This is a genomic window from Agromyces ramosus (genome assembly GCF_030817175.1).
Taxonomy (GTDB): domain Bacteria; phylum Actinomycetota; class Actinomycetes; order Actinomycetales; family Microbacteriaceae; genus Agromyces; species Agromyces ramosus_A.
Map to the genome: position 1 here is coordinate 1,886,495 of NZ_JAUSYY010000001.1, position 13,062 is coordinate 1,899,556.

Genomic DNA, 13,062 nt, shown 5'->3' on the forward strand with positions numbered 1-13,062 from the left:
TCATGGGGTCACAGCGAGCAGCGGATGACGCCGGCCGACGGCCGAGCATCGCCGCCGTCGCGGCCCTCGCCGGCGTCTCGCCCACGACGGTGTCGCACGCGTTGAGCGGAACGAGGGCGGTGCGCGCCGAGACGCGCGAGCGTGTCATCCGTGCCGCCGCCCAGCTCGGCTACACCCCGAATCGCCTCGCGAGCGGTCTCCGCCTGCAGCGCACCGGCGTGATCGGGCTCGCGAGCGATCGCATCGCGACGACGGCGTTCGCGGGCCGGATCGTGCAGGGTGCGCAAGAGGCGGCGCGCGAGCGCGACGCCGTGCTGATGATCGTCGACTCCGAGGGCGACGCCGAACTCGAGGCGCGGCAGCTGCGCTCGCTCCTCGACCACCGCGTCGACGGCATCCTCCTCGCCCGCATGTTCCACCAGCAGGTTGCGCGGCCTGAAGCCCTCGGCAGCACGCCTGTCGTGCTCGTCGACGCGACGCCCGCCGACGGATGGCGCGTGCCCGCCATCGCGCCCGACGAGCACGCCATCGCCGTGACCGCCGTGGCGCACCTCCTCGCTGCGGGTCACCGGCGCATCGCGTTCGCGACGACGACGGATGACGCACCGGCGAGCGGTGGGCGGGAGGCGGGCTTCCGCACGGCGCTCAAGGACGCCGGACTCGACGGATCCCGGGCACTCGTCGAGCGCGGGTCATCCGACTCGCACGGAGGACGCACCGCCGGGCGCCGCCTCCTCGACCGGCCCGAGGCAGAGCGGCCGACCGCCGTGTTCTGCTTCAACGACCAGATGGCCATGGGCGTGTACCAGGCGGCGGCGGGGCTGGGCCTCGACGTGCCGCGCGACTGCTCGGTGGTCGGCGTCGACGATCTCGACCTCGTCGCCGGGGCGCTCGATCCGGCCCTCACGACGATCGCGCTGCCGCATCGTGAGATGGGCCGCTGGGGCATGACCACGCTCCTCGACCTGATCGACGCCTCGGGTCACGGGCGGTCACGGGCGACGGATGTCTCAGCGCCGGTGCATCTCCGCTGCAAGCTCGTCGAACGGGGCTCGGTGATGCCGCCTCGACCCTGAGCACGCTGGTCAGCGTTCGGCGGGAGCCCGCCCGGGCGCGCGCTCGACGGGCGCGACAGCGAGGGGTGCGAGCCGAACCGAGCGGAGCTCGGTGGAACCGCCGACCGACTCCACCGAGAGGCCGTTCGCACCGGGCGCGCCGAATGCGAGGTTCGAGAGCACCGACTCGCCGCCGTTGACGAAGACCTCGATCGAGCCGGCGTCGACGATGAGGTCGAGGGTGACGATGCCGTCGCGCGGTGGCGCCGGTGCCGTGCGCACCTCGCGGTAGACCGGCGGCATCGTGGCGGCGACGGCATCGTGGTCGCGAGCGACGAATGCGACGCCCGCCGCGAAGTCGACGCCGACGGTGGCGAACGCGCCGTCGCCCTCCTTGACGCGGAAGCGCACCTCCGCTGCGGGGTCGTCCGGGTCGGGCGCGACCTCGACGCGCAGCCGGTAGGCGTCGGAGTGCGGTTGGGGGAGCGGGGTGCTCGCGGCATCCGTCACCCGCAGGTCCTCGGACGTCTGGGCTTCGCCCTCGAGCGCAGCGAGCGCGTCGACCGGCGCCGACACGAGCGTCGGCCTGCCATCGACGGTGCGAAGCCTGAGCTCGCGCACAGCCGAGTCGGCACCGCCGTGCCAGTCGGTGGTCGGCAGCTCGCCCGCGTAGGCCCAATTGTTCAGCCACCCGATCGCATACCGCGAGGCGAGCCGGTCGGCGGGGGACTCGCGAGGGTCGTCCCAGGTGACCGCGGCGTAGAAGTCGGCGCCGCGGTCGAGCCAGGCCACGACGGGGTCGGTGGCGGTGAAGGTCTCGCCGCTCCAGTCGCCGGTCCAGTAGGCGGTGCCGGTGGTCATGCCCTGCGAGGCACCGTTGACCCCGGCCGCGAGCACCCAGGTGGTCTTCGACGGATCGCCGTCGAGGGACATCCGGAACAGGTCCGGGCACTCGAGGATGCCGAGGTCGCCGGGCTCGAAGCTCGAGCGATACGTCCACGCCTTCAGGTCGGGGGAGGTGTAGAAGCCGAGCCTGTGCCCCTCGGCGAGCACCATGAGCCACTCGCCGTGCGCGTCGTCCCAGATGATCTTGGGGTCGCGCCAGTGCGCCTCACCCGGGTTGTCCATGACGGGGTTGCCGTCGTACGCCTCGAACCGGTACCCGCCGTCAGTCGAGACGAAGAGCGACTGCCGCTGCACCCCCTCGTGCTGCTGGGTCATGATCGCGATGACCGCGCCGGCGCCGAAGCCGGCCGTGTTCTCGGTGTCGACCACTGCGCTGCCGGTCTCGATGTCGCCCAGGCCGTTCGCGTACTTCTCGATGGCGACGCCCTCGTCGCGCCAGTGCACGAGGTCGGTCGACGTCGCGTGGTACCACTCGGTGCCGTTCCCCTCGGGGTAGTCGGCGTTGTAGAGGTAGTAGTAGTGCCAGCGGCCGTCGTTCCAGAACGGGCGCTGCGGGTCGTTCATCCAGCGCTCGGCCGGGGTCAGGTGCACGGCGGGGCGGTAGGGCGACCAGTCGGGGGGTCGCATGTAGTCGGGCGCGGCGGCCGGCGAGGTCGGCGCGGGCGCCGCCGTGGCGTTCGGATGCTCCGGAGCCCGGCTGCCCGGCGCGAGCACGAGCGCGGCGACGACGGTCACGGCAACGGCCACCGCGGTCGCGACGATGATGATGACCGCGCGCGGGGCGACGCCCGGGCGTCGCCATGGGCCCGAGCGCGCACGCGTCACCGTGCCGTCCGGCACGTCAGGTGGGTGTGTTCGGTTCATGATCCTCCGTGGTGGTTCGCACACCGCCGTGCCGTCAGACCCGCCTTGCGCGGTGGTCGTCGGAACCGGCGATGCACCTTCGCAGCTGTCTGTGGGGAGGAGCGCAAGCGCCACTCGAGGAATCGTCGGCCACGCTAACGGCTACCAAATCGATTTGCAAACTTCACCAATACGATCGCCACCGTGGAAGCGCGACCATCGTCGGTACACCGCTGATCTGGGAATTTGCATGCGAACGCACGCATCGCATCAACTGGCCGGCCCACTTGACAACGTTGTCAGTCTCGGCATAGGTTCCTGTGTCGGGGGAGCACAAGCGTCGCGGTTTCGAGGAAGTACCTCATCCACGAAAGGCGACGAACATGTCAACATCCATCGGGCGCATCAGGCGCCCACTCATCGGCGGGATGGTCGCGGCCGGCGCGCTGGTCGCGACCCTCTTCACCGGCACGGCGGGAGCCGTCGCCGCGCCCGAGGACCTGCAGCCGGGCCCTGAGCCGACCCTGCACACGCAGGAGGCCTACGCGCCAGAGGACGACTTCACCGCGAAGTGGACCCGCGCCGACGCACGCCAGCTGAAGCGCCTGTCGGACCCGGCCGCGCCGTCGCGCGAGAACTCGATGCCGGCCGCGCTCACCATGCCGACGGTGCCGCAGGACTTCCCCGACATGTCGAACGGCGAGGTCTGGGTCTGGGACACCTGGCCGCTGACCGATGAGGCCGGCAACCAGTACAGCGTCAACGGCCAGGAGATCATCTTCTCGCTCGTGGCGGACCGCAGCCTCGGCTTTGACGACCGGCACGTCTTCGCGAAGATCGGGTACTTCTTCCGCCCGGCCGGCGTCCCCGCCGACGAGCGGCCGGAGAACGGCGGCTGGACGTACGGCGGCCTCGTCTTCGACGAGGGCGTGACCGGCCAGATCTTCGAGGACCAGTCGTACAGCCACCAGACCCAGTGGTCGGGCTCGGCACGCATCATGAAGGGCGGCGAGATCAAGCTCTTCTTCACGGATGTCGCGTTCTACCGTGACGCCGCGGGCAACAACATCAAGCCCTACGACCCGCGCATCGCGCTGAGCGTCGGACACGTCCACGCCAACAAGAACGGCGTGAAGTTCACCGGCTTCGACAAGGTCACGAGCCTGCTCGAGGCCGACGGCACGTACTACCAGACCGGCGAGCAGAACGAGTTCTTCAACTTCCGCGACCCCTTCACCTTCGAGGACCCGAACCACCCGGGCGAGACGTACATGGTGTTCGAGGGCAACTCGGCCATGCCGCGCGAGTCTGCCCAGTGCACCGAGGAGGACCTCGGCTACCGCGAGGGCGACCCCTATGCCGAGTCGGTCGACGCGGTCAACGCCTCGGGCGCGACTTACCAGATCGGCAACATCGGACTCGCGAAGGCGAAGAACGACGACCTCACCGAGTGGGAGTTCCTGCCGCCGATCCTCTCGGCGAACTGCGTCACCGACCAGACCGAGCGGCCGCAGTTCGTGTTCCAGGACGGCAAGGCGTACCTCTTCACGATCAGCCACCGCGGCACCTTCGCGAACGGCATCGACGGCCCCGAGGGCGTCTACGGCTTCGTCGGCGACGGCATCCGCAGCGACTTCCAGCCGCTGAACGGCGGATCGGGCCTCGCGCTCGGCAACCCGACGAACCTGAACTTCGCCGGCGGCCAGCCGTTCGCGCCCGACTACAACCAGCACCCGGGTCACTTCCAGGCGTACTCGCACTACGTGATGCCCGGCGGACTGGTGCAGTCGTTCATCGACACCATCGGCACCCACGATGACTTCGTGCGCGGCGGCACGCTCGCCCCGACCGTGAAGATCGACCTCGATGGCGCCGACAGCGCCGTCGACTACACCTACGGCAACGGCGGGCTGGGCGGCTGGGCCGACATCCCGGCGAACCTCGACGTCAATTCCGGCGGCAAGGTGCAGTAAGCGGTTCGAACGACGGATGCCCCGGGGATGCGATCCCCGGGGCATCCGCTCGTGTACCGCGCCGCGATACGGCGGCGGGAGGCGAGCGCGGTCTACAGCGCGTGGGCGGGGATGGCTCCCATCAGGCCCACGGCGAGCACCGCGAGCACCGCGAGCGCGCTCATTGCGGCCGCTGCACCGGCGGTGCGCCAGTGTGATTTCGTCGTCATGGTCGGTCTTGCCCTTCATGGGTCACGATGTCAGGTGACATCGTTGTCAGTCAGGCGGCGATGTTACACACCATGCCGAGTGGCCGCAAGAGGACATCGGACGTTTGCCAGCGCGGCCCGTGCTCGGCATCGTCCACAGCGGGTGGGATGCGACGGTCAGCAACGCCGCATCCCACCCGCACCGCTCAGCCGGCGACCCGCACGAGGAGCTCACCCGCGCGCGTGACGCCGGCCGAGTTCTCGAGCTCGACCGTGTAGCGGTGCTCGCCGGGTGCGGCATCCGTCACCGCGAAGGCGAGCGTGCGTTCCGAGGCCGCCGTCCGGAACATCCGATCGATGACGCGGCCGTCTTCGAGCAGTCGCACCACCGTGGTCACCCCGCCCTTGCCGACCTTGACCTTGATCCCGAAGTCACCGTCGGCATCGGGCCCCTTCCGCGGTCCGGTGAGCGCCGTGACCTCGGCAGCCGGGGGAGCGGCCGTTGCGTCGTCGACGCCCGCCTCCTTGTACATCGCGCCGTGCATCGGCGTCACCGTGAGCGACTCGAGCGTCGCGCCCTCGCCGTCGGCCCAGAGCCCGATCGCGTCGGCGCCCGCGTTCGGGAACACCTGGTCGGTGATCGTCGTGCGCCCGTCGGCCGTGAACACCTCGACCGATGAGCGGTCGACGTACACCGTCAATGCCAGGCGCCCGTCGTCGAGGGCCACCGGGGCATCGTCGAGCGAGGCGAACGCCGGGTGGAACCCCGTGCTCCCCGAGTCGCGGCGGTCGACGAACAGGCGGCCGGATGCCGCGTCGTACCCGATGCGCGTCGCCGACTCGTCGTCGCCCAGCACGCTGAGCCCGACCGCATCGGCATCGCCGGGCGCGATCACCGCGTCGATGCGCACGACGTCACCCGAGACGGACAGCGTCTCGGAGCCCGCCGCGATCGGCCGCGCGGCATCCGTGTACGCCCGATCGCTCTGCTCGAGCTCGGCGAACTCGGGGACGACCTCCTGCACGAGTCGCGGCCCGCGCTCGGTCGTCACGAGTGACACGTCCCGCGGCAGCGCCATCGCGCTGCGCCACGAGCCCGTCGGGATGTCGTTGGCGTAGTCCCAGTTGTTCATCCAGCCGAGCATCACGCGGCGGCCGTCGGGCGCGTTGCTGAACGACACGGTCGCGTAGTAGTCGCGCCCCCAGTCGAGCCAGTCGTAGCCCTCGAGGCGCGGTGCGGCCGCGGCATCCGAGAACATCACCTGGTCGACGAGCACGTGACCCCAGCCGAACCGGTTGTTGTCGATGATGCGAACGGATGCCTCCTGCCCGGCGAACTCGGCCACGTTCCAGTTCACCCAGTCGAGGTTCTCGCTGTTGCGGCCCGTGGCCGAGCGAACGATCTCGCCGTCGACGACGAGGTTGACGCTCGTCTCCTCCGAGCGTGCCTGCGCCGGCTCCGCGCCCAGCACGAGGTGGTCGAGCGTGAGGTGGCCCCAGCCGCCCGTGGCGTCGTCGTGCACCTGGACGCGTGCGTCACGCCCGGCGAACTCCGAGACCTCCCACGACTGCCAGTTCAGCTGTCCTGCCTCGGGGCCGGTGGCGGTGCGCACGACCTCGCCGTCGACGAGGAGCCGCAGCTCGAGCGTGCCGTTGAATCGCTTGCCGCCGCCGAGGAGGAAGGAGAGATGGTGCTCGTCGGCGCCGATCGTGAACGCGGGCGAGGTGAGGTCGCCCCGGTTGGTGTCGCCGAACGGGCCGGCCTCGAAGGTGTTGATGCGCTTCTGACCGAGGTAGTAGTCGCCGCCCTGCGTCGACGGGCTGCGGCTCGGGTCGATCGCGAGGTCACCCGTCGCCTCCCAGCCGGTGTCGGCCAGCGTCGTGCCGTCGGGGAACTCGAAGCCCTCGAAGAGCAGCCGGCCGGGGGGTGGCTCGTTGCCGAGCTGCGTGCCGTCGACGTGCGGATGGTTGCCGCCGCCGACGAGGAGGTTCACGAACGGGCGATCGATGGTGAACGTCGACGACTCGAGCGTGCCGACGGGCCAGTCGCCGTCGTTGAAGCCGTTCACCAGGCCGCCACCGATGAAGCCCGACACGGCGTTCTGCCCGGGCAGCGTTCCCCCGGCCGGGGCGTCGCCCCACGGTCCGTTCTTCCAGTTGCCGGGTTCGTTGCCGACGGCCCAGTCGCCGTACGTGCCGTCGTCGAACCCCTCGAAGAGGTCGCCGGCCGGCACCGCGGCATCCGACACCGTGCTCTCGGAGGTGAAGGTGGTGCCGTCGAACTCGCCGACGAAGTACTGCCCGCCGGAACCGCCGGCGACAGAGCCGGGGTTGAGGTTCACGACGAGCACCCACTTCGTGTTCGCCGGGTCGCCGTCGACCGGGAGCGGGAAGAGGTCGGGGCACTCCCAGATGCCGCCGGTCGCGTTCGCAGGCCCGAAGTCGCTGAGGTGCGTCCAGTTCTTGAGGTCGTCGCTGCGGTACAGCACCACCTTGTACTGCAGTGCCTCCACGGCGACCATGACCCAGTACGACTCGCCCGTCTCGGGGTCGGTGTACCGCACGACCTTCGGGTCGCGGAAGTTCGCGGAATCGCGGTCGAGCACGGGGTTGCCCTCGTACTTGGTCCACGTCTGCCCGTCGTCGAGGCTGTAGGCGAGCGACTGGGCCTGCTCGCCTGCGTGCGTCGGGTGCGACGGCGTGTACGCGCTCGTGTAGATCGCGACCATCGGCGGGTTCTCGGCGGTGCCCAGACCGCTCGCGTTCTCGTCGTCGACGACGACCGAGCCCGAGAAGATGTCCTCGATCGCGACACCCTGCTCGTCGAACGTCTGGGGGATCGCGACCGGCTGCTCCTCCCAGTGCACGAGGTCGGCGGAGGTCGCGTGGCCCCAGCTCATGTTGCCCCAGCGCGTGCCGTGCGGGTTGTGCTGGAAGAACAGGTGCCACGTGCCGTCGTGGTAGACGAGGCCGTTCGGGTCGTTCATCCAGTTGCGTTCGGGCGAGAAGTGCAGGTACGGCCGGTACTGCTCTGTCGCCGGGTCGGGACCGTCGTCGGCCATCGCTGGCACGGCGGGCACGGCGCCCAGCATGCCGAGCGCGAGTGCGGCGGCGGCGGCCGTCGCTGCGGCCCTGCGCCCTAATGATTTCGTCGTCATCGTTCCATTCGCCCTTCATCGCGCGAGTCTCGATGCCCTAGTGACATCGTTGTCAGTCAATGTCGGCGATGTTACGGAGTGTCCGGCGGACATTGCAAGGGGCTCGGCGGATGCACCTGCGCCCACCCGGCCCGTACCCTCGATGCATGCACCACGCGCGCATCCGTCCCGCCGTGATCGCCGACGCTCCCGGCATCGCCCGCGTGCACTGGGACAGCCACCAGACCACCTACGTCGAGCCCGGCCGTGTCGCCCGCGACCGGGTCGAGGCGTGGACCATGTCCGATCGGGTCGCGCGGTGGACCGCCAACCTCGCCATCGCGAACGACGTCTACCCGGCGCCCGAGGGCTTCCACCGCATGGCGATCTGGGTGGCCGTGGTGGACGGCGGCGGGGGCGGCGACCGCGATGGCGGCGACGGCCAGGTCGTCGGCTGGGCGAACACGAGCGCCGGCCGCGACCCCGACGGCCCGCGCGACCTCGAGCTCGAGGGGCTCTACGTGCTCGACGCGAACCACGGCACCGGCGTCGGCCAAGCGCTGCTCGACGTGGCGATCGGCGACCGCCCCGCCTACCTCTGGGCACTCGCCGACAACCCCCGCGCCCACGCGTTCTACCGGCGCAACGGCTTCGTCGCCGACGGCACCGAGAAGGTCGACCCGTTCTGGGAGATCACCGAGGTGCGCTTCGTGCGCTGAGCGGAGCGCCCCCGGGCTGTGCGCCTCACGCCGCCGTGACGACCTCACACGAGCGACAGCACGAACGACAGGACGAATCCGGCAGCCGTGCTGATCGCCACGGCCGGCCCGCCGTGCTCGTAGGCCTCGGGCATGAGCGTGTCGGCGAGGGAGGCGATCACCGCGCCGGCGGCGAATGCCAACGGCAGCGAGACGGTCTCCGGATCGGTGTTCGCGAGCGGGCCTGCGCCCACGACCACGGCGACGACGAGGAGTACCGCGCAGATGGACCACATCACGATCACGCTGGCGACCGATCGCCCTTGGCTCCGCATCGAGGATGCCCCGACGAGCGCCTCCGGCAGGTTGGACACGAAGATGGCCGCGAGGAGCGCGAGCCCTCCGGTGCCCTCACCGAGCGACACACCCAGGGCGATGTTCTCGGGAACGCCGTCGAGGGTCACGGCGGCGAGGAGGGCCGTGCCCGCAGCGCCGCGGGTCGAGGCGGCGGTGGGCGACCGCTCCGAGGCCGCGGCATCGGTGTCGAGCTTCGCGCTGCCCCGGTACTCGTCGGCCGGCTTCTCGGACGATGAGGGCTGGGCCCAGCGATCGAGCAGCGCGCTCAGCACGGTGAACGCGACCGCACCGATGAGCAGGCCGATGGCGGCACGCCAGATGCCGCCGCGCTCGTAGGCGTCCTCGAACAGCTCGAAGGTGAGCGCCGTGATCAGCGCACCGGCGGCGAACGAGAGGAGGATCGCGAGCGCGCGTTTCGGGAGCTGGAAGCGGACACCGATGAATGCGCCGACCAGCAATGCGCTGGACGCCACGACTCCGAACAGCACCGCCGTGCCCACGCCGTCAGTATCGAACGCAGTGCGGTGTGTCGGAAGCGGCTTGCGAAACGGCTCTGGTGTGCGTCAGCGCGGGCGGTGCCTCAGCGCGGCGTGCCGCTCTCGGCGTGCCTCAGCTCGGGAGCGCGGCCTCGGTGGCGGCCTCGGCGTGCGGCATCCGCAGCAGTGCTCCCTCGTGGCGCACCGTGGCCGCCGCGATCACCATCGCCTCGTGGAGGGCATGCGCCCACGCCTTGCCGGTCGTCGGCAGCCCGTCGGCGGCGATGCGCCGCACGATCGCGGCGAGGGTCGCGTCGCCGGCGCCCATGGTGTCGACGACCGGGCCGGGGAGGGGCACGATGCGGGCCTCGACCGTGCGGTCGCCGAAGTGCAGGGTGGCGCCGTTGCGTCCGGCTGTCGCGAGCACCGCCCCTGCCCCGGCACTACGAAGGCGCTCGACGAACGCGTCGAGCGAGTCGCCGAGGAGCAGCGCGGCGTCTTCGTCGCCGACCTTCGCGAGCAGCGCCCGCGAGGCGAAGTCCTCGAAGTTGGCCAAGAACACCGCCGTGTCGGCGAGCATGCCCGCACGCGGGTTGCCGTCGACGATGACTCGCAGCCCAGGTCGGTCGATCGCGGCGACGAGCCCGGCGTACTGCCCGGCGTCGTCGAACGGGAAGCAGCTCACGACCACGAGATCGGCCTCGTCGATCGCGGCGCGAGTCGCCTCGTCGAACCGGATGCCACGCCGCCGCGCGGCCTCGTTGAACTCGTAGCGCGGCTCGCCGTCGCGGCGGTCGGAGACGGCACGCGCTGTGCCGAGGGGCGACGGACTCTCGACGAGCCGAACGCCGTAGTCGCGCAGGTAGGAGCGGATGCGCCCGGCGGGCTCGTCGTCGCCGAGCATGGCGACGAGCGTCACCTGCTCGCCGAGGCGGGCGAGCCCGACCGCCACGTTCAGCGCGGCGCCGCCGACGAACTCGCGCGAGCCGTCGGGGTCGCGGAGCTCGTCGATGAGCGCGTCGCCGATGACGGTGATACGGCGCGACGGCGGTGCGTGCTGCGGGAGCAGCTGATGCTGCGGCATCCGCTCAGCCCTGCCCACGCGGTGCGATCTCGCCGCTGCCGCGTTCGATCAGCCGCGTCGGCACGACCGTGCGGGCAGCGGGGGAGACGTCGCCGTCGAGGCGCGCGAACACGCGTTCGGCGGCGGTGCGCCCGATCTGCTGCGGGTCCTGCGCGACGACGGTGATGCCCGGTTCGAGGAGGTCGGCGAGGGGGAGGTCGTCGAAGCCCACGAGCGCGATGTCGCGGTGGCGACCGAGCTCGCGCAACGCGTGGACGACGCCGAGGGTGACGAGGTTCTGGCTCGAGAAGATCGCGGTCGGCGGATTCGGGGTCTCGAAGAGCGCGAGGGTCGCGGCGCGTGCGGACTCCGCGTCGTGCAGGTCCTCGATGATCGGCACGTCGCGCGTCGCGACCCCGGCACGGCCGAGCTCTTCGAGAAAGCCGCGGCGGCGTTCGCGGGCGGTCTGGATCAGGGGTCGGTCGCCGAGGTAGGCCACCCGCCGGTGCCCGCGTTCGAGCAGGTGTCGCGTGGCGAGGGCGGCGCCGTCGGCGTTGTCGCTGACGACGGAGTCGGAGGTGATGCCGGCAGGCTCGCGGTCGACGAAGACGACGGGAGTGCCCCGGCGAAGCTCGGGGGCGAGGTAGGCCTGGCTCTCGGTGACCGTCGTCAGGATGAGCCCGTCGACACGGCGACGGAGGAAGGCCGACACCGCTTCCTGCTCGCGGGCCGGGTCGTCGTCGAGGCTCGAGGCGAAGACGGCGACGCCGCGGGCGAGCGCGGCATCTTCGACGGCTCGGTGCACGGCGCCCGCGAACGGGTTGTCGACGCTGCCGACGAGGAGCCCGAGGGTGCGGGTGCGCCCGTCGGCTCGGCGCAGGTTTCCGGCGTGCAGGTCGGGCTGGTAGTCGAGGGTGCGCGCCGCGGCGTTCACCTTGGCGATCGTCGCGGCCGAGACGTTCGGCTCGCCGTTGATGACGCGGGAGACGGTCTTCACGCCGACCCCGGCGAGGGCGGCGACATGCCGCATCGTGGGGCGGGAGCGTGCGCCCTCCGGTGCGGAACTTGTGTCTGACAACGGTGTCACGATTTGCTCTCCAATGTGCAAGTTGGACTTGACTATACACACCGACATGGTCTAGACCTAACGTTGACATCGTTGTCAGGGAGACAACGGTCCCCCACACCAGAGGAGATTCATCGATGAATCGCACGGCACCGGCGACACTCCGTCGCCGCATCATCATGGCCGGGTCGCTCACCGCGGCTGCGGCCCTCGCCTTCACCGGCTGCGCTTCGGGCGCCTCCGGCTCCGGCGACGACTCGAACGGCGGCGAGACGATCGGCGTCTCGCTCATCGTCAAGACGACCACCAACCCCTTCTTCGTCGCCATGCAGGACGGCGCCGAGGCGGCCGCCGATGAGCTCGGCGTCGACCTCACCCTGGCGGCAGGCAAGGAGGACGGCGACGAGGACACCCAGATCCAGGCCGTGGAGAACGCCATCTCGAAGGGCGACGCGGGCATCCTGATCACCCCCAACGGCCCGGGCGTCGAAGACGCGCTCATCAAGGCGCGTGACGCCGGCCTGTTCGTCATCGCGCTCGACACGCCGCCCGCCGACCCCGAGGCCGTCGACATCACCTTCGCGACCGACAACTTCCTCGCCGGCCAGGAGATCGGCAAGTGGACCGCCGCGAAGCTCGCGGGCGAGAAGGCGACGATCGCACTCGTCGACCTCTTCGACGACAAGATCGTGTCGGTCGACTACAACCGCGACCAGGGCTTCCTCGACGGCATGGGCATCGACACCGCCGACGCGGCGGTGAACGGCGACGAAGAGGCCACCGGCACGTACAGCGGCGGCGACTACGAGATCGTCGGCAATGAGGCATCCGGCGGCGCTGAAGACGGCGGACGCACGGCGGCCGAGACCCTGCTCTCGAAGAACCCCGACATCAACGTGGTCTACACGATCAACGAGCCCGCCGCCTACGGCGCATACGAGGCGTTCAAGGCTGCCGGTAAGACCGAGGGCCTCATCGTCGTGTCGATCGACGGCGGCTGCGCCGGAGTCGACCAGGTGAAGGAGGGCATCATCGGCGCAACGAGCCAGCAGTACCCGGTCAAGATGGCCGAGCTCGGCGTGAAGGCGATCCATGACCTCGTGAAGACCGGCGACAAGCCAGAGAACACCGAGGGCCTCGACTTCTACAACACCGGCGTCGCCCTCGTGACGGATGACCCGCAAGACGGCGTCGAGTCGATCGACACCGCCGAAGCTGCCGAGATCTGCTGGGGCTGAGCCCCGGCACCGCACCGTGAGGGGTGCGGGTCGGTGACGGATGCCGCACGCACGTGCTCGTG

At 70.6% G+C, this 13,062-nt stretch carries 9 protein-coding genes; 4 read left to right on the forward strand and 5 right to left on the reverse strand.

Going from position 1 to position 13,062, the window contains the following annotated elements:
• The first annotated feature begins 2 nt into the window (after positions 1–2).
• Complete coding sequence (locus QFZ26_RS08830; protein ID WP_307041247.1) at positions 3–1,076, forward strand: LacI family DNA-binding transcriptional regulator; 1,074 nt, start codon at positions 3–5, stop codon at positions 1,074–1,076.
• Positions 1,077–1,085: 9 nt separating this feature from the next.
• Here QFZ26_RS08830 and QFZ26_RS08835 read toward each other — a convergent pair whose 3' ends face one another.
• Positions 1,086–2,825 carry a glycoside hydrolase family 32 protein gene (locus QFZ26_RS08835; RefSeq protein WP_307041249.1) on the reverse strand — a complete coding sequence of 580 codons (1,740 nt, stop codon included), beginning with the start codon at positions 2,823–2,825 and terminating at the stop codon, positions 1,086–1,088.
• Between the two features lie 362 nt (positions 2,826–3,187).
• On the opposite strand from QFZ26_RS08835, the gene QFZ26_RS08840 reads away from it, so the two are divergent.
• Entirely contained in the window at positions 3,188–4,777 is a 1,590-nt protein-coding gene (locus QFZ26_RS08840; protein ID WP_307041251.1) for a glycoside hydrolase family 68 protein, read from the forward strand.
• A gap of 394 nt (positions 4,778–5,171) precedes the next feature.
• On the opposite strand, the gene QFZ26_RS08845 is transcribed toward QFZ26_RS08840, so the two are convergent.
• Complete coding sequence (locus tag QFZ26_RS08845) at positions 5,172–8,123, reverse strand: GH32 C-terminal domain-containing protein (RefSeq protein ID WP_373460701.1); 2,952 nt, start codon at positions 8,121–8,123, stop codon at positions 5,172–5,174.
• Positions 8,124–8,269: 146 nt separating this feature from the next.
• On the opposite strand from QFZ26_RS08845, the gene QFZ26_RS08850 reads away from it, so the two are divergent.
• Positions 8,270–8,821 (forward strand): GNAT family N-acetyltransferase, encoded by a 552-nt coding sequence (locus QFZ26_RS08850; RefSeq protein WP_307041253.1) that lies wholly within the window; start codon positions 8,270–8,272, stop codon positions 8,819–8,821.
• A 44-nt stretch (positions 8,822–8,865) separates the two neighbouring features.
• On the opposite strand, the gene QFZ26_RS08855 is transcribed toward QFZ26_RS08850, so the two are convergent.
• The 3 genes from QFZ26_RS08855 to QFZ26_RS08865 form a co-directional block, all read right to left on the reverse strand.
• A complete protein-coding gene (locus QFZ26_RS08855; RefSeq protein WP_307041255.1) occupies positions 8,866–9,657 on the reverse strand; it encodes a ZIP family metal transporter in 792 nt (263 codons plus the stop codon).
• A gap of 109 nt (positions 9,658–9,766) precedes the next feature.
• Positions 9,767–10,717, reverse strand: coding sequence for a carbohydrate kinase family protein (locus tag QFZ26_RS08860; protein ID WP_307041257.1), 951 nt, complete (start codon positions 10,715–10,717; stop codon positions 9,767–9,769).
• Between the two features lie 4 nt (positions 10,718–10,721).
• The gene (locus QFZ26_RS08865; protein WP_307045013.1) at positions 10,722–11,726 is read right to left on the reverse strand and encodes a LacI family DNA-binding transcriptional regulator; all 1,005 of its coding nucleotides are present in this window, start codon (positions 11,724–11,726) and stop codon (positions 10,722–10,724) included.
• Between the two features lie 173 nt (positions 11,727–11,899).
• Here QFZ26_RS08865 and QFZ26_RS08870 point away from each other — a divergent pair, with 173 nt between their 5' ends.
• Positions 11,900–13,000 (forward strand): substrate-binding domain-containing protein, encoded by a 1,101-nt coding sequence (locus QFZ26_RS08870; RefSeq protein ID WP_307041259.1) that lies wholly within the window; start codon positions 11,900–11,902, stop codon positions 12,998–13,000.
• Positions 13,001–13,062 lie beyond the last annotated feature (62 nt).

Bases quoted from the DNA above. Each gene is read 5' to 3' on its own strand.
- QFZ26_RS08830 (WP_307041247.1), top strand. From the start codon at position 3: ATGGGGTCACAGCGAGCAGCGGATGACGCCGGCCGACGGCCGAGCATC.
- QFZ26_RS08835 (WP_307041249.1), bottom strand. From the start codon at position 2,825: ATGAACCGAACACACCCACCTGACGTGCCGGACGGCACGGTGACGCGT.
- QFZ26_RS08840 (WP_307041251.1), top strand. From the start codon at position 3,188: ATGTCAACATCCATCGGGCGCATCAGGCGCCCACTCATCGGCGGGATG.
- QFZ26_RS08845 (WP_373460701.1), bottom strand. From the start codon at position 8,123: ATGACGACGAAATCATTAGGGCGCAGGGCCGCAGCGACGGCCGCCGCC.
- QFZ26_RS08850 (WP_307041253.1), top strand. From the start codon at position 8,270: ATGCACCACGCGCGCATCCGTCCCGCCGTGATCGCCGACGCTCCCGGC.
- QFZ26_RS08860 (WP_307041257.1), bottom strand. From the start codon at position 10,717: ATGCCGCAGCATCAGCTGCTCCCGCAGCACGCACCGCCGTCGCGCCGT.
- QFZ26_RS08865 (WP_307045013.1), bottom strand. From the start codon at position 11,726: ATGCGGCATGTCGCCGCCCTCGCCGGGGTCGGCGTGAAGACCGTCTCC.
- QFZ26_RS08870 (WP_307041259.1), top strand. From the start codon at position 11,900: ATGAATCGCACGGCACCGGCGACACTCCGTCGCCGCATCATCATGGCC.